This window comes from Succinatimonas hippei YIT 12066, from assembly GCF_000188195.1.
Taxonomy (GTDB): domain Bacteria; phylum Pseudomonadota; class Gammaproteobacteria; order Enterobacterales; family Succinivibrionaceae; genus Succinatimonas; species Succinatimonas hippei.
Map to the genome: position 1 here is coordinate 56109 of NZ_GL831017.1, position 15091 is coordinate 71199.

General features: G+C 42.3%; 15 protein-coding genes. 6 read left to right on the forward strand and 9 right to left on the reverse strand.

Annotated features, from left to right (window positions below; translation table 11 throughout):
- Positions 1-210 precede the first annotated feature (210 nt).
- The 5 genes from HMPREF9444_RS06780 to glgC all read right to left on the reverse strand — a co-directional run bounded on the left by HMPREF9444_RS06780 (position 211) and on the right by glgC (position 5364).
- Positions 211-1491, reverse strand: coding sequence for an RNA-guided endonuclease TnpB family protein (locus HMPREF9444_RS06780; protein ID WP_009143665.1), 1281 nt, complete (start codon positions 1489-1491; stop codon positions 211-213).
- 2 nt (positions 1492-1493) lie between these two features.
- Entirely contained in the window at positions 1494-1901 is a 408-nt protein-coding gene (gene tnpA / locus HMPREF9444_RS11420) for an IS200/IS605 family transposase (protein WP_009143666.1), read from the reverse strand.
- Positions 1902-1989: 88 nt separating this feature from the next.
- A complete protein-coding gene (locus HMPREF9444_RS06790) occupies positions 1990-2487 on the reverse strand; it encodes a hypothetical protein (protein WP_009143667.1) in 498 nt (165 codons plus the stop codon).
- Positions 2488-2518: 31 nt separating this feature from the next.
- Positions 2519-3670, reverse strand: a complete 1152-nt coding sequence (locus HMPREF9444_RS06795; protein ID WP_232196273.1) for a 1-acyl-sn-glycerol-3-phosphate acyltransferase — start codon at positions 3668-3670, stop codon at positions 2519-2521.
- A 371-nt stretch (positions 3671-4041) separates the two neighbouring features.
- Positions 4042-5364 (reverse strand): glucose-1-phosphate adenylyltransferase, encoded by a 1323-nt coding sequence (gene glgC / locus HMPREF9444_RS06800; RefSeq protein ID WP_009143670.1) that lies wholly within the window; start codon positions 5362-5364, stop codon positions 4042-4044.
- A 288-nt stretch (positions 5365-5652) separates the two neighbouring features.
- On the opposite strand from glgC, the gene HMPREF9444_RS06805 reads away from it, so the two are divergent.
- Together HMPREF9444_RS06805 and HMPREF9444_RS06810 are read left to right on the forward strand one after the other, a co-directional pair.
- A complete protein-coding gene (locus HMPREF9444_RS06805) occupies positions 5653-6345 on the forward strand; it encodes a 5'-methylthioadenosine/adenosylhomocysteine nucleosidase (RefSeq protein WP_009143671.1) in 693 nt (230 codons plus the stop codon).
- Positions 6346-6355: 10 nt separating this feature from the next.
- Positions 6356-6976, forward strand: coding sequence for a Smr/MutS family protein (locus HMPREF9444_RS06810; RefSeq protein WP_009143672.1), 621 nt, complete (start codon positions 6356-6358; stop codon positions 6974-6976).
- Positions 6977-7032: 56 nt separating this feature from the next.
- Here HMPREF9444_RS06810 and asd read toward each other — a convergent pair whose 3' ends face one another.
- Entirely contained in the window at positions 7033-8145 is a 1113-nt protein-coding gene (gene asd / locus HMPREF9444_RS06815; protein WP_040909362.1) for an aspartate-semialdehyde dehydrogenase, read from the reverse strand.
- Between the two features lie 9 nt (positions 8146-8154).
- Positions 8155-8631: a hypothetical protein gene (locus HMPREF9444_RS06820; RefSeq protein ID WP_009143674.1), complete on the reverse strand. Its 477-nt coding sequence runs from the start codon at positions 8629-8631 to the stop codon at positions 8155-8157.
- Positions 8632-8796: 165 nt separating this feature from the next.
- Between HMPREF9444_RS06820 and HMPREF9444_RS06825 the strand changes: the two genes are divergently transcribed.
- Together HMPREF9444_RS06825 and lolB are read left to right on the forward strand one after the other, a co-directional pair.
- On the forward strand, positions 8797-10530 hold the full coding sequence (locus HMPREF9444_RS06825; RefSeq protein WP_009143675.1) for a YcaO-like family protein: 1734 nt from the start codon (positions 8797-8799) through the stop codon (positions 10528-10530).
- A 2-nt stretch (positions 10531-10532) separates the two neighbouring features.
- Entirely contained in the window at positions 10533-11138 is a 606-nt protein-coding gene (gene lolB, locus HMPREF9444_RS06830) for a lipoprotein insertase outer membrane protein LolB (RefSeq protein ID WP_009143676.1), read from the forward strand.
- A 54-nt stretch (positions 11139-11192) separates the two neighbouring features.
- On the opposite strand, the gene HMPREF9444_RS06835 is transcribed toward lolB, so the two are convergent.
- Positions 11193-11471 (reverse strand): HU family DNA-binding protein, encoded by a 279-nt coding sequence (locus HMPREF9444_RS06835; RefSeq protein ID WP_009143677.1) that lies wholly within the window; start codon positions 11469-11471, stop codon positions 11193-11195.
- Between the two features lie 424 nt (positions 11472-11895).
- Between HMPREF9444_RS06835 and purH the strand changes: the two genes are divergently transcribed.
- The gene (purH, locus tag HMPREF9444_RS06840) at positions 11896-13482 is read left to right on the forward strand and encodes a bifunctional phosphoribosylaminoimidazolecarboxamide formyltransferase/IMP cyclohydrolase (protein ID WP_040909363.1); all 1587 of its coding nucleotides are present in this window, start codon (positions 11896-11898) and stop codon (positions 13480-13482) included.
- Positions 13483-13497: 15 nt separating this feature from the next.
- Positions 13498-14781 carry a phosphoribosylamine--glycine ligase gene (gene purD / locus HMPREF9444_RS06845; protein WP_009143679.1) on the forward strand — a complete coding sequence of 428 codons (1284 nt, stop codon included), beginning with the start codon at positions 13498-13500 and terminating at the stop codon, positions 14779-14781.
- Positions 14782-14849: 68 nt separating this feature from the next.
- On the opposite strand, the gene HMPREF9444_RS06850 is transcribed toward purD, so the two are convergent.
- On the reverse strand, positions 14850-15091 hold a 242-nt coding region (locus tag HMPREF9444_RS06850), incomplete at its 5' end, for a winged helix-turn-helix domain-containing protein (RefSeq protein WP_040909364.1).

The window sequence follows — 15091 nt, forward strand, 5'->3', positions numbered from 1 at the left end:
AGCTTCGGAAGGTTCCTGCTGCCGACCTCTATTAAGGTTCGCTCGACAGGCAAGCTGGGCAAGTCATGCCCTTGTTTAGTTAAAAATAACAAATAACTGCAGCCTCAATTTTTGTCTGCACTTATAAACCGTTATCCGGCTGTAGTATAGCATCTGCCTTATCTATCCGTGTGAACTACCCACAAGCGAGACGCTTGTAGGCTTCGTACTTCATTGAGGACTAGTCAGATTAGTCTGACTATATCTTCCTCTCCATACGCTTAACTTTGCTGCGTTCCTACAGCTAGTACTATGATAGTAACCTTTACTAAGCATCTCCAGTCCTGCAGCCTTTATGACTTTGGCAGCATTAACATCGCGATGATGGACTGTATGACAGTTTGGGCAGTCCCAAACCCGAATGCTTAGGTTTTTAACTTCTTTATTCTGATACCAGCAATGACTGCAAAGCTGAGAACTTGGCAGCCATCTGTCAACCCTGACGAGTATGCGCCCCAAAGCATATGCTTTATACTCAATACAGCGTCTTAGCTGATAAAAACCTGCATCAGCAATGGCTTTTGCAAGGTGATGGTTTTTAAGCATACCCTTTACATGTAGATCTTCTATGATGATAATTTGGTTTTCATTTACAATCTTATTAGAAGTCTTTTGTGCCAGGTCATAGCGTTGATTTCTTACTCTTTTATGTTTTCTGGCAAGCTTTGCCTTATCCTTTAAATAGTTTTTGGAAAGTTGAACTCTGCATCCCTCAGGAGTGCGCTTTTTTGCCGCTTCATATTTGCGACTTAAGCTCTTCTGAGTTCTTTTAACTGATTTTTCACTCTGATAAAGAGCCCTGATTGAATTGATGACAGTACCATCGGAGCAGACAACCGAATCCTTAATGCCTAAATCCAGGCCTACTGCCTTTTCGTTTTCTGGAAGCTCATCAATTTTAACTTCGCAGATTATTACTACATAATAATCGCCAGTTGCATGGCGTACCACCTGTGCTCCAATGATGCGACCCTGTATTGAGCGATGAATGACAGCCTTAACTGGACAGCCTTTCCTCTTATTGAAGTAAGGCAGCTCCACAATTCCATTCTCCTCATCCACCTTGATATTATTGTTAGTGAAATTAGTGGTAAAGCTTTGTACAGAATCAAATTTCTTTCTAAAATGAGGCTGACCTCTTTTCCCTTCCAGAAAGGCGCTGTAAGCATCATGCAACTGATAGGCAGCGTGAGTAAAACAAAACTTATCAACGCTGCCCCGAAGAAATGGGTGCTGTTTCTTTAGCTTTCGATTAACGTAATTATTTAAGTCTGTCTTTGACGGCAGTTTCTCACGATTATCAAGTTTCTTATCCACATAATCCTTAAGCTTATTGTAGACAAAGCGAGTTTGACCAAAGGCATTTGCTACCCCTTTAAGAAAAGGCTCAGACTGCGCCGTCTCCGGCACAATCCAATACTTATATGCTCTGATAAAGCAGCCTTCTTTCATGGTTAGCCCTGGTTCTCAATATACTCTTTTAAGGTTTTTTCTGAAACACTGCCAATTGAACAAACAAAATAGCCGTCAGTCCAAAACGTACGCTCTCTCCAAAAGTGCTGATTTAATCTATCCGCAAACTCTGAACGCCACACATGATATGTAGTGTAGGCCTTAAGGGTTCTCACTAAACTACTTACACTTAGCGTTGGAGGAAATTCCATCATATAGTGAATATGATCTTTATCTGTCTCCATATACTTAATTGTAACATCATGACGCACACAAATGATCCGTGACAATTCTTTTATTTTATCTGAGAGACCGGGAAGTAAGAACAACTGCTTCCTATACTTGCATACAAATATAATATGATACTGAAGCAAGTACTTATGGCGATTGCGTGAATTCCAGGTGCTCATGTAATTATTATAGCGCCAGGCTCGCTAACCCAGAAGTTAAAACTTCTGGGATTGCGCGAGCTAAACCTTATTTCAAAGAACAAAGTTTTTACGGCACTTTCGATAAAGCTAAAAAATTCTCGGGAAAACATTTTGCCGTAATATCACGGCCGCCCATATCCTCAGCTTTAAATTTGCCTTGACTGTCAAGCACTAATCTAGCACAAATATCACTGCTGTTTTTATCTTTTAACGCCAAAGACAAGACAAATGATTCCTTTGCAAACTTAACTTCATGACTATAGGATTTGCCGACTTCGTCAGAAACGGTCCAAGTACAGCCGCTAAAACCGTTATTAATTGAATTGCAGGCCTTTAAAAAGGCATAACCGTCTGCTAAATCACTTAACGCTTCACTTCTTAATTTCAGCGCAGCAGCATCGATTTCAGCACTCACGCTTTCTTCTTGACCCTTGCCCTTGGAGTTATCGCTTGAAGCCATTAATACGGTTACGGCATAAGCAAGGAGACAAACGACAAAAACCCCAAGGCAAGTAAGGCGAAATGGAGATAAACTGCCGTCGGCGTTATAAATAGGATGAAACATATTTATTCTTATCCGTTTCAACTCAAATATATTAATTGTTTAAAGAATTGCGATTTTCATAAGGCTTTGCGTACATTGCAAGCACTCTGCTCCGCAGCTCCTCAGGATAAGCATTGATTCTTGCCATAAATTTATCCTTATCCTCGGTTTTTACAGTACTATCTTTGCCAGAGGCAATCATAATGCTCGGATAAAGTTCGTAATTTTGCCAAATAAAGCTGTCGATAAGTTGAGCAAGCTCCTGCGGCGAAGAAAAACCTGAGGTTATAGGATCACCTGCGACCACACTGACTCTGCCCTTATAGCCTTTGATGCCACCGATAATGCTTTCAATATCTTCAAGCTCGCCTTTTTGATACTGACCGTTATTTTCATCGCGCTCTTTAAGTTCGCGGGCTTTTGACAAATCGGCAGGATCGTACTCATAAGTGATTGACACAGGCACGATGTTTAGCGAACTCATGTAAGTGCTAAAGTCCTGCTTTAAACTGCGCCCGTACAAAGAAATCATCTTAAGTACGGCTTCCTCGACGCGATCGTCACCGTCTTTTGCACGTCCCTCGCGCTCGGCTATCCAAATCGAATGTCCCTCGCTTAAAGATGAACCGATATATGATGACAGATGCGTCATAGCTTTCAATTTTTCACGGGGAGCAGAAATAGAGCGTTTAACGATAAAGCTCTTATTAAGACGCATCAATGATGATGCCGCCTCGGTTTTTAAAAGATTATCCCCGATGGCAATGCGTACGGTATCAAAGCCTGCATCATGCAGAGCCAAATCGATAAAAGCAGGATCTAAGGAAATATCGCGATGATTTGATATAAACAAATAACCGCGCTTAGGATCAAGCTTATCAAACCCCTTAAAAGTAACGCCGTCGGTAGTTGCGTCAATCATATGGCGCATATAAGCTGCGACTTTATCTTGAAAATCGGCAATACTGTTAATCTTGTCGCAATAATTTTTAATGTAGCGACGCACCAAAGGACGCAAAACTAAACCGCACCATTTGGATAATATCGGATAGCGGAAACGCAAAATTCCGTCAAGAACGGATTTATCAGAACAAATTTTTGCAAGCTCAGTTTTTATTTCATCATCTCGGCATGGACGAATATCATCAAAAATCGGATCGTCGCTGCTTAATTTGCGCATGGTAGATTCAGCGCTCTCGCTCATTTGGGTCCTCGTAAAAAAGAAATTGTTAAACTTTACTATTTTAGCAAATATAGAAAAAATCCCAAAACCGTATTTTAATGACAAGGCAAAGCCGTTATATGTATTTTTCTCGATTTTCTATATGAAAAATTAAATTAAAACCTTTACGGCAAAGACTTTTGATCCCTAAAAAAATAACAAATATGAGAAAGCCTACTAAAGAAACGGTAGCTAATCCGGGGAGCAAAGTTAAATATCAGCAGAAGCTGACAACAACGGCAATATTGTTGTTTTGCCGTAGATTTTTCGGCATTTAGGCCGTGATGACATCAAAAGCAAAAATAAACCGCAGGACAAAGCCTGCGGCTATAAAAGTTTAGGGTACGTGAGGCCTAAACATATTCAATTGAACGATTGGAACGATAGTTGTCAAAATCCTTGAACAACTCAGGCTCGGTCTCGCGCAATTTCTTAATCATATTTCTCGTAACCAAAGTTACTCCGCCTTCGGTACGATAGAAACGACGGGCATCAAGCTCAGGATTCTCACCGATAATAAGATTACGAGGCAGCTCCACGCCGCGATCCAATATTACCTTAGTCAAACGGCATCCGCGATGAACGACGCAGAAAGGCAGAACTACGGCATCAGTCAAGAAGCAGTTGGAGTGCACACGGGCTGCCGAGAACAGCACTGAATGACAAATTGACGATCCTGAAATAATGCATCCTGCCGAACATACTGAATTTCTTACGATTGAAGAAGTACCGTTGATATCCTGAACGTATTTTGCAGGCGGCATCTGTACCTGATAAGTCCAAATAGGCCAGCTGGTATCATATACGTCCAATTGAGGCTGAACGGAAGCAATATCCATGTTGGCTTCCCAGTAAGCATCCAAAGTTCCGACGTCACGCCAATAGCAGATATCCTTATTGCCGCGGTTGCGGATGCATGACTTGGTAAAGTCGTGTGCGTATGCTTTCTTCTCACGTACTAATGCAGGGATAATATCCATACCGAAGTCACGATGAGAATCAGGATTTTCAGCATCTTCCTGCAATACTTTATACAGATACTCGGCATCAAAAACATAAATGCCCATTGAGCACAAGCTTCTGGTCGGATCGCCCGGCATAGGAGGAGGATCCTTCGGCTTTTCGATAAAGTCGGTAATAAGTCCGGTTTCATCAACTTTCATTACGCCGAATGCGGTAGCTTGATCTCTAGGAGCAGGAATGCAGGCTACGGTAAGTGGAGCTCCGTGATGAATATGATCCATTACCATCGCGGCGTAGTCCATCTTGTAAATATGATCGCCGGCTAAAATAACGATATATTTAGGGAAGTGATTGCGGATAATATCAATATTCTGATATACGGCATCCGCAGTACCCTGATACCAATGCTCTTCGTCAACACGCTGCTGAGCCGGGAGCAAATCGATGAATTCATTGAACTGATTGCGCAAAAAGCTCCAGCCGGACTGAATATGACGCAGTAAGCTGTGGGATTTATACTGAGTTACGACACCGATTCTGGTAATACCTGAGTTAACGCAATTTGACAAAGCAAAGTCAATGATGCGGAACTTACCGCCGAAGAAAACTGCCGGTTTTGCTCTTGAGTCTGTGAGCATGCGTAAACGGCTGCCGCGGCCGCCGGCCAATACAAGGGCTAAAGTTTGTTTAGCCACGTCACGTACGTTATCCACTTAACACCTCTTTTAAAGTTGCTTAGGATTTAATTAAAATTTTCTGCTTTTAATTTTGAACTTATATAAAGTTCATTACCACGGCAAATGCTTTCTTTTGAGATAACTCTCAAAAAACCGACAAACTAGATCTTAAAGGTGAAACTTAACGCACACTTTTTTCTTACAAAAAAGTGTTGATTCTGTTTCCGTTTCTTAATTTTTTCATTTAAATCCGCACCCTGTTTTTACTAAAAATGCTTCTGCGCTGTTACAATTTACAGAAAAGATAATATTTTGGAGAGAATCATGAAGTTAGGAATTATCGGAGCTATGGATGAAGAAGTTGCCAAACTCTCTTCACTTATGACTGATAAAAAAACTGAAACAATCGGAGTACATGAATTTTTTATCGGCAAGCTCAACAATAAAGAAATCGTTTTATCCCGCTCGGGAATAGGCAAGGTCTGTGCCGCAGTTACGGCTACATTGCTTATTGAAAAGTTTAAAGTTGACGCAGTAATCAATACCGGCATCGCCGGTGCCGTTTCCACCAAATTAAAGATTGCCGATATCGTGTTTTCCACTGCGGCTGCCTACCATGACTACGACATTACCGTTTTCGGCTATAAAAAAGGTCAGGTACCGATGTTCGAGCAATACTTTAAAGCCGATGAAAAATTGCTGCAAAAATCTCGAGAGATCACATCCGCAATCAAAGGCTTTAACGTATATGAAGGCGTTGTTTTATCAGGCGATCAGTTTATTTCAGACAAAGCCAAGACTCGTAAGATGATTGAGACCTTCCCTGAGGCTCTCGTCACTGAAATGGAAGGTGCGGCTATTGCTCATGTCTGTACTGATCTTAAAGTTCCTTTTCTTGTGATCCGTTCGGTATCGGATATGGCTGATGACGATTCACCTAAAGCATCAGTAGATTTTATGGATATTGCCGTTAACAACAGCGTCAAAATCGTCTGTGCCCTAATCGATAAGATTTAAGAGGCCGAAAATGTCCGCAGACAAAGAAACTTTTGCCGATCTAATCGATCTTCCGGAAGAAAACGCGCAGGAAATCGACTTTGCCAAGGCCGTAGGCAAAGTCGACAAATTAAAACAGGATACTATAGTAAAAACAACGGCTTTAATGGATAAAGAACTGTCGCATATAAAGCGTGAAGCAGCCGAGCGGGACAACAAACAGGAATATGATGATCATGTCTCTTCCGCTTTTGTCCCGATTGTCGATCCTAACGAGGTTTTATCCTGGAAAACACCCGGAGCTCAGCCGTATCTTCTGCGTAAACTTAAAAACGGTGAATACCGCGAAGCTGATTTTATCGATCTGCACGGCAAAACCATCGATGAAGCTTATGAAATCGTAAGAGCTTTTATCCGTCACGCCAAACAGGAAGAATTCCGCTGTGTCCTGATAATTCACGGCAAAGGCAGCCGTCAGGTAAAAAAAGCGCAAATGAAAAGCTATGTCGCCCATTGGTTAAAACAAATGAACGACGTTATCGCTTATCACAGTGCCCCTGATTTTAAAGGCGGAACCGGTGCGGTTATGGTGATTCTAAAGAAAGGAGATAAAGCTTCGGCTTTAAACCGTGAACTGCATGCAAGGCGCTGATTTTAGATAATATTAACCCCGCAAAAGCGGGGTTAACTAGGTAAAAGCGCCTAATTTTAATCAACCAACAGACGCAGCATGCGGCGCAGGGGCTCAGCAGCTCCCCACAACAGCTGATCGCCTACGGTAAAGGCGGAAAGATACTCGCCGCCCATCATCATCTTGCGAATACGTCCGATAGGAACATTTAAAGAGCCTGAGACTTTTGCCGGGGTAAGCTCTTTTAACGTTACATCCTTTCTATTAGGGATAACGCGTACCCATTCATTCTGTGCGGCAATCAAGCTTTCGGTATCTTCAACCGGAACATCCTTTTTAAGCTTAATGGTCAATGACTGGCTGTGGCAGCGCATGGAGCTGATGCGTACACAATTACCGTCAACCGGTACGGTTGCAGGAGCATAACCTAAAATCTTATTGGTCTCGGCCATGCCCTTCCACTCTTCACGGCTCTGGCCTAAAGGCATTTCCTTATCAATCCAGGGAAGCACGCTGCCGGCAAGTGGTGCAGTAAAGTTTTCAGTAGGAAAATCATCGGCGTTCATGCAGGCACGAACTTTCTTTTCAATTTCCAAAATTGAAGAATGCGGATCGGAAAGCTCTGCCTTCACGCAGTCATGCAGGCATCCCATCTGCAGCAAAAGTTCACGCATATTCTTAGCACCGGCTCCCGATGCCGCCTGATAAGTTGAAGAAGAAATCCATTCAATCAAATCAGCTTTAAATAAGCCTGCCAATGCCATTAACATCAAACTTACGGTGCAGTTGCCGCCGACGAAAGTTTTCTTTCCGGCATTTAGTGCATCATCAATTACATTCTTATTTACCGGATCCAAAATAATGACGGCTTTGTCATCCATGCGTAAAGTTGATGCGGCATCAATCCAGTAACCGTTCCAGCCCGACTCACGCAATTTACCGTACATTTTTGACGTATAATCGCCGCCTTGACAGGAAATAATAATATCTGTTGATTTAAGAGCGTCTAAATCGTATGCATCGGCAAGTTTACCGGTATTTTTACCGTTAACGGCAGGAGCATCCTGCCCTGCCTGAGAAGTAGAAAAGAACAAAGGCTCGACTTTATCAAAGTCATGTTCCTGCAGCATGCGATCCATCAATACGGAACCGACCATGCCGCGCCAGCCGATCATGCCCAACTTTTGCATTGTGAACACCTATTCAGTCTTGTTTGCGTTATTTAATTCACACTTTGCAATTGCAATTTTACGTTCATAAGTGTGAGATTCGTTACGTAATAATACGGTAACTCGGCGTCCCGATGAAAGAATATTTCCCAATATGGGGTTTGCGCACAATCTTTGTGCATTTTTGGCAATATTATCGAGACTTTTATTTAATTGTTCCTGAGTGGCGTTAGCATAAAGATCATCGTCTTTTACCACATGCATAATAAGCTCATCGGGTAAATCGTCAATCTTTGCTATTACCGTATCCCCGTCCACCGGAACCGGCAGTGCGTTTTGTAAATCATTAAGAGTTAAAAGTTCTTCATCGGAGCGGAATTTTTCTGCATAAATTACATATGCAGAAAAAATGATAAGCACGACAAAGCATACTTTATAGTTGCGCTTAAACCATAAACCCCATCTTTGCAAAAAATTAAGATCTCGAAGATCCTTGCCTTCATCCATATGACACCTAAGAATATATTCATAACGCCTGCATTGTAGCAGAGTAGAAGCTTTTTCTAAAAAAACGTAAAAATGTGTTTTTTCTCTTAAGCTAAGACTTTCTTAATCTATGCTATCCTTTTAGGTGGTTTTTGACTTTATCTTTATATTGTAAGACTGTTTCTCATGCCAACTTATATTGCAGGAAAAGATGCTCCGCTTGAAGAAAGCATCGCCCTTTTCAGATCTCGCGCACAAAAACTTGATCTTAAAATTATCGAACATCCGTTTTTACATCCGCTGCCTGATATTTACTCAATCAATATCGAATCATCCGTATGTCCTTTTGTGTATTCAAACGGCAAAGGATCAAGCTATCTTGCCGCTTTAGCCTCAGCTTACGGAGAACTTTTTGAGCGTCTTTATACGCATATGTTCTTTAGCGACTACTATTTGGGACCGAAAATAGGCAACGACGCTTATGTTCATTATGAAGATGAAAAATGGACTGACCCGCACCTGCCTAAAAAAGATATTTTCAAAGAGATCTTAAATGCTTCTTTAAAAAAATTTTATCTTACCGATAATAAGTCAGATATCGAAGTCTTAATTGACAAGCAAGGAGCAGTAAACGGACGCGGCATCTGCTCTTTACCGTTTAAAGAAGCTTTTTCTAAAAAAACCGTATTTTTCCCGGTAAACCTCATCGATAATCTTTATGCTTCAAACGGTATGAGCGCCGGCAACACTAAAGAAGAAGCTGCCGTCCAAGCTTTATCTGAAATCATTGAGCGTTATACTAAAAGTACTATCATAAAAAATGCCTATGCCCTGCCTGAAATACCCAAAGACTTCATCGCCAAATTCCCCAAGCTTTTAAATACGCTTGAACTGTTAAACACGGGATCTTTTAAGGCCGTGTGCTACGACGCCTCGCTTAACGGCAAATTTCCCGTTGTGTGCGTAGTTTTGTTTAATGAAAAAAACGGTACCTGCTTTGCCGCTTTCGGATCTCATCCTCTTTTTGAAGTTGCGCTTGACAGAACACTTAGTGAACTTTTACAAGGACGCAATCTTAAGGATTGTGACGATTTTGCCGAACCTTCACTACAACCTGAGATTTATGCCGATCCGACCAATCTTGAAAGCCACTTCATCGATTCTACCGGAGTGCTGCCGCTTGAAATGTTTAAATCCAAGGCCGATTTTGCCTTTGCCCCTATAAATTTTGCGGGGTCAACTTATTTGCAATATGAGTTTTTAAAAGAACTTATTAAAAAAGAAGGATTTAAAATTTACGAGCGTTTTTACGCAGCAGACAACCTTCCTGTCTGCCGCATAATCATCCCCGGCATGTCTGAGGTATATCCGATAGACGATCTTGCTTATAATAACTGCGCGTCAGGTTTTTCTCTTATTAATGAAATTTTAAAACTTAACTCTGAGGATTTTGCTGAAAACGAAATTAATGAGCTTATTTGCAAAATAGAAAACGCTGATTTTTCCGATGAAGCCCCTGTTTTTGAAACTTTAGGCATCATTGCCGATGACTTTCCCGCATTAAAAAATCTACGCTTCGGACAATTAAAATGCCTGCTCTATCTTGCCGTAAAAGACTATGACAATGCTCGCTTTTACGCCGAATGGACTCTTAATTTCAATGCTTCAATCTTTGATGAACAGGATCTTAACTTTTACCGCTGCCTTGAAAAAATGCTTGAAAGCTTTGACGATCCTCTGTTGTTTAAAGATTTACGCAAATGTTTTACCTTGCTTTACGGTAAAGAAACCGTTACCAAGGTTTTAAATCATATTGAAGGCACCGAGCATTTTTACGGACTGCCCCAAACGGCTTTATCTTTAAACTGTTTTAAAACTCATGAAAAACTTATTGAAATTTACGAAAAAATCAGGAAATAACCATGAAAAGCATCAAAAAACTAATGCTGCCTTTGACCGTAAGCGCTTTTGCATTACTGCTTGCCGCCTGTCAAAGTCCGATTGAGCAAAAAGAAATCAGCTTTGCCTCTGACAACTATTGGACTCTCATGCAGGACAAATTAAAAACGGTTAAGAATTTAAATTTAAAAGGCCGTATCGGCATTCAAAATCCTCAAGGACGCATGAGCGCCAACTATATATATAATTTAAAAAACGATGCGTATACTCTTGAATTGATTTCATCTCTTGGCAGCCAAATCGGCAAATTAACCGCCGACAAAAATGAAGCCAAGCTTATTATTAACGGAAAAGTATACACAAGTAATGACGGTGAATCTTTAATCAAGGAGATTTATGGTCTGTCCCTTCCCGTAAACGACTTAAAAGACATCATGCTCGGCATTCCGCAAGGCATGGCATTAAAAGACTCGTCAGGAAAATATCAAAGCGCGGTAATTGCAGGATTTTTAGTTGAATATCAGAAATTTGCCGATTTTAACAATTACGCATTACCGACCGACTATCAAATAAGCAATGAAGATACCTTGCTTAAAGTAAGATTAAATGAAGTACTGACTATCAACTAAAAACAAAAAAACCCTGCAGCAAAGGCAGGGTTAATATCTTTTTTAGAGTAAAAATTAACGGCCGTTAACGGCTTTCTTAAGCTCGGCACCGGCGGTAAAGGAAGGGGTCTTGGAAGCCGGAATCTGGATGACTTCACCGGTCTTAGGGTTGCGTCCTTCGCGTGAATTGCGCTCGGTGATTTTAAAAGTACCGAAGCCTACCAACTGAACGCGATCACCTTCGGATAATGCTTCGCTGACACTTGCCAAAACAGCATCTAAAGCGCGGCGAGAGCCTGCTAAAGACAAACCGGAACGCTTTGCAATCTGCTCAATGAGTTCAGACTTATTCATAATTTTTCCCTAATAATCTATTAATTTTGATTTTAACTGCGACATTTACAAGCCATGTCATTTTGTAAAGTCAAGAAAGATCGCAGTATCGAAAATTCATTCCTGCTCCACAGCTACTACCGCAGCGCAAGTATATTAAAAAAAACTAATAAATTTCACCACAACTTAATTAAATGATCAACAAGAAATTTCTAAAAAGCTGAAAAAAATGCGGTACCGGGGCCCATAATCAAAATATTTAATGAACTTTTAGCGTAATAATTTCAAGTCAACTGCCCCAAGCTGCGTTTTTCTCCACGCCAAGGTGAGAAAAATCCGCGGATTTATCTTCGTTTGATGTAAAATAGCAACGCATTTTTTCTTACAAAGAAATTCTCTGTTCTTTGCTTAATCTGTCTTATTTTTATTTATGGAGTCTTCTAAGATGGATCTTTATCGTCCTATCAAAAGAGCCTTAATCAGCGTTTCCGATAAAACCGGCGTCGTTGAATTTGCCAAAGAACTGGCAAAACGCAATGTCGAAATTCTTTCAACCGGCGGCACTGCCAAATTACTTGAAGAAAATGGCGTTAAGGTCATTGAAGTCTCCGACTATACCGGATTCCCTGAAATGATGAGCGGCCGTCTGAAAACCCTGCATCCTTTAGTCCACGGCGGAATCTTAGGTCGTCGCGGCACCGATGAAGCCGTTATGCAGGAGCACGGCATCAAAGCAATCGATCTTGTCTGCGTCAATTTATATCCGTTTGTCAAAACCGTTTCCGCTCCTGACTGCTCCCTTGAAAAAGCCATTGAAAATATTGATATCGGCGGTCCTACCATGGTTCGCGCCGCAGCTAAAAACCACCGCGATGTGGCAATTGTCGTAAGAGCCGAAGATTATGATCGCGTCATAAAAGAGATGGATGCAAACGAAGGTTCGCTTACTTATGAAACACGTTTTGATTTAGCTGTTGCCGCTTTTGAACATACCGCAGCTTATGACGGAGCTATCGCCAACTATTTCGGTCTTAAAGCTCCTGACTACGGAATTGATGACGGAGCAGAGCGCCATTTCCCGCGTACTTTAAACCAGCAATTTATCAAATTGCAGAATATGCGCTACGGTGAAAACCCTCACCAAAAAGCGGCTTTCTATAAAGAAGCTGACGTTAAATGCGCCTGCATCGCCACTGCAAAACAACTTCAGGGTAAAGAGCTTTCCTACAACAATATCGCCGATACCGATGCCGCTATCGAATGCGTCCGCGAATTCGACAAGCCCTGCTGCGTTATCGTCAAGCATGCCAACCCGTGCGGCGTAGCTTTAGGACAAACTTTAGTCGAAGCATATGACAATGCTTTTGCCTGCGATCCTGAATCAGCTTTCGGCGGAATTATCGCCTTTAACCGTACTCTTGATAAAGATGCGGCCAAAGCTATCATCGATCGTCAATTCTGCGAAGTAATCGTAGCTCCGCATGTAACCGAAGAAGCAAAAGAAGAAGTTGCCCGCAAGAAAAATATCCGTTTACTGGAAATCGGCGATCTGAGCATCTCTCCTAAGCGTATGGACTTCAAGCGTGTAAACGGCGGTCTTTTGGTTCAGGAAGCTGACACCGAAACCGTTATGCGTGAAGATCTTAAAGTCGTTACCAAACGCGCTCCGACTGATGATGAGCTTGAAGAGCTGTTCTTTGCATGGAAAGTCTGCAAGTACACCAAATCAAACGCTATCGTTTACACCAACAACAAACGTACTTTAGGCATCGGCTGCGGTCAAACAAGCCGCGTTTTCTCAGCCCGCATCGCCTGCCTGCGCGCAGAAGACGCTAAGCTCTCGCTTGAAGGTGCCGCTTTGGCCTCTGATGCTTTCTTCCCGTTCCGCGACGGTGTCGATGCCGCCGCAGCTGCCGGTATTAAGTGCATTATCCAGCCGGGCGGTTCTATTCGTGATGAAGAAGTGATCAAGGCAGCTGACGAACACGGTATTGCCATGGTATTTACCGGCATGCGTCATTTCCGCCACTAATTAAAGGAGTCTTAAATGAAAGTTTTAGTAATCGGCAACGGCGGACGTGAACATGCTCTTGCTTGGCGTGCCTCTCTTTCTCCCCTTGCCGACAAGGTTTTTGTTGCTCCGGGCAACCCCGGTACCGCCCGTGAAGAGAAAATGGAAAACGTCAATATCTCCGTAGGTGATATTGCGGGCCTAGTAAAATTTGCCAAAGACAATAAAATCGATCTGACCATTGTCGGACCTGAAGCACCTCTCGTTGACGGCGTCGTTGATGCTTTTAAAGCTGAAGGCCTTACCATTTTCGGACCCAGCAAAGCTGCAGCACAGCTTGAAGGATCCAAATCATTTACCAAAGACTTTTTAAAGCGCCATAACATTCCTACCGCCGCATACGAAATTTTCGACAATGCCGAAAAAGCCTGCGCTTATATCAAAGAGCAAGGAGCTCCGATTGTTATTAAAGCTGACGGTCTTGCAGCAGGCAAAGGCGTAGTCGTAGCCATGACCGAAGATGAAGCAATCTCCGCCGTCCACTCCATGCTTGACGATCATGCTTTCGGCAATGCCGGAGCCCGCGTCGTCATTGAAGAGTTCATGGAAGGAGAAGAAGCCTCCTTCATCGTTATGTCCGACTCCATTAACGCACTTCCGATGGCAACCAGCCAAGATCACAAGCGTGTCGGCGATGGAGATACCGGCCCTAATACCGGCGGCATGGGCGCTTATTCTCCGGCTCCCGTTGTAACTAAAGACGTTTATGACCGTGTCATGAATGAGATCATTAATCCGACTTTAGAAGGTATGCGTAAAGACGGCATTCCTTACTTCGGTTTCCTCTATGCAGGTCTTATGATTGGTAAAAACGGAGCTCCCCGCGTTGTCGAGTTCAACTGCCGTTTCGGCGATCCTGAAACCCAGCCTATCATGTTGCGCATGCAGTCAGATTTAGTTGATTTATGCCTTAAAGGTGCTAAGGAAAACGGACTTCAAGGACTTGAGGTCAAATACGATCCTCGTCCTGCAGTAGGCGTTGTCCTTGCAGCTGAAGGATACCCGGCATCACCGCGCAAAGGTGACGAAATTTCAGGACTTGATGAAAAAACTCCTGAAGGCACCAAAATTTTTGAAGCAGGAACCAAATCTGTTGACGGCAAAGTAGTAACCTCCGGCGGACGTGTTTTATGCGTTACAGCTTTAGGCGATGATATCAAAGACGCTCGTGACCGCGCCTATAAACTCATTGAGAAAGTCCACTTCAACGGCATGTTCTATCGCAAGGATATTGCCTGGCGTGCTTTAAAGCGTAACTAATGATTGATTTAATCACAAGTTAAAAAATTTAAGGCTGTAGAAAAAATCTGCAGCCTTTTTTCGTTGAATCAATTCTTAAGAATTTTCCACTCTCCCTTTTGACTGCTTCCATTACGGGTAATTAATTTACGTTGTCTAAGCTTTGCAATATAGTATTTTACTTTTGCCGGTGTCCACCCCAAATTTAAAGCCATCTCTTGCTGTGTAATCCTAGGATCTTGCAAAACTAGATCAACTATTGCCTTTTCCTCTTTTCCATATTCAACTAAGTTTTTGCTAGAACTGAAGTTAGGTTGATCAATATCTTGGT

Bases quoted from the DNA above. Each gene is read 5' to 3' on its own strand.
- HMPREF9444_RS06780 (WP_009143665.1), bottom strand. From the start codon at position 1,491: ATGAAAGAAGGCTGCTTTATCAGAGCATATAAGTATTGGATTGTGCCG.
- tnpA (WP_009143666.1), bottom strand. From the start codon at position 1,901: ATGAGCACCTGGAATTCACGCAATCGCCATAAGTACTTGCTTCAGTAT.
- HMPREF9444_RS06790 (WP_009143667.1), bottom strand. From the start codon at position 2,487: ATGTTTCATCCTATTTATAACGCCGACGGCAGTTTATCTCCATTTCGC.
- HMPREF9444_RS06795 (WP_232196273.1), bottom strand. From the start codon at position 3,670: ATGAGCGAGAGCGCTGAATCTACCATGCGCAAATTAAGCAGCGACGAT.
- HMPREF9444_RS06805 (WP_009143671.1), top strand. From the start codon at position 5,653: ATGAAGTTAGGAATTATCGGAGCTATGGATGAAGAAGTTGCCAAACTC.
- HMPREF9444_RS06810 (WP_009143672.1), top strand. From the start codon at position 6,356: ATGTCCGCAGACAAAGAAACTTTTGCCGATCTAATCGATCTTCCGGAA.
- asd (WP_040909362.1), bottom strand. From the start codon at position 8,145: ATGCAAAAGTTGGGCATGATCGGCTGGCGCGGCATGGTCGGTTCCGTA.
- HMPREF9444_RS06820 (WP_009143674.1), bottom strand. From the start codon at position 8,631: ATGGATGAAGGCAAGGATCTTCGAGATCTTAATTTTTTGCAAAGATGG.
- HMPREF9444_RS06825 (WP_009143675.1), top strand. From the start codon at position 8,797: ATGCCAACTTATATTGCAGGAAAAGATGCTCCGCTTGAAGAAAGCATC.
- lolB (WP_009143676.1), top strand. From the start codon at position 10,533: ATGAAAAGCATCAAAAAACTAATGCTGCCTTTGACCGTAAGCGCTTTT.
- HMPREF9444_RS06835 (WP_009143677.1), bottom strand. From the start codon at position 11,471: ATGAATAAGTCTGAACTCATTGAGCAGATTGCAAAGCGTTCCGGTTTG.
- purH (WP_040909363.1), top strand. From the start codon at position 11,896: ATGGATCTTTATCGTCCTATCAAAAGAGCCTTAATCAGCGTTTCCGAT.
- purD (WP_009143679.1), top strand. From the start codon at position 13,498: ATGAAAGTTTTAGTAATCGGCAACGGCGGACGTGAACATGCTCTTGCT.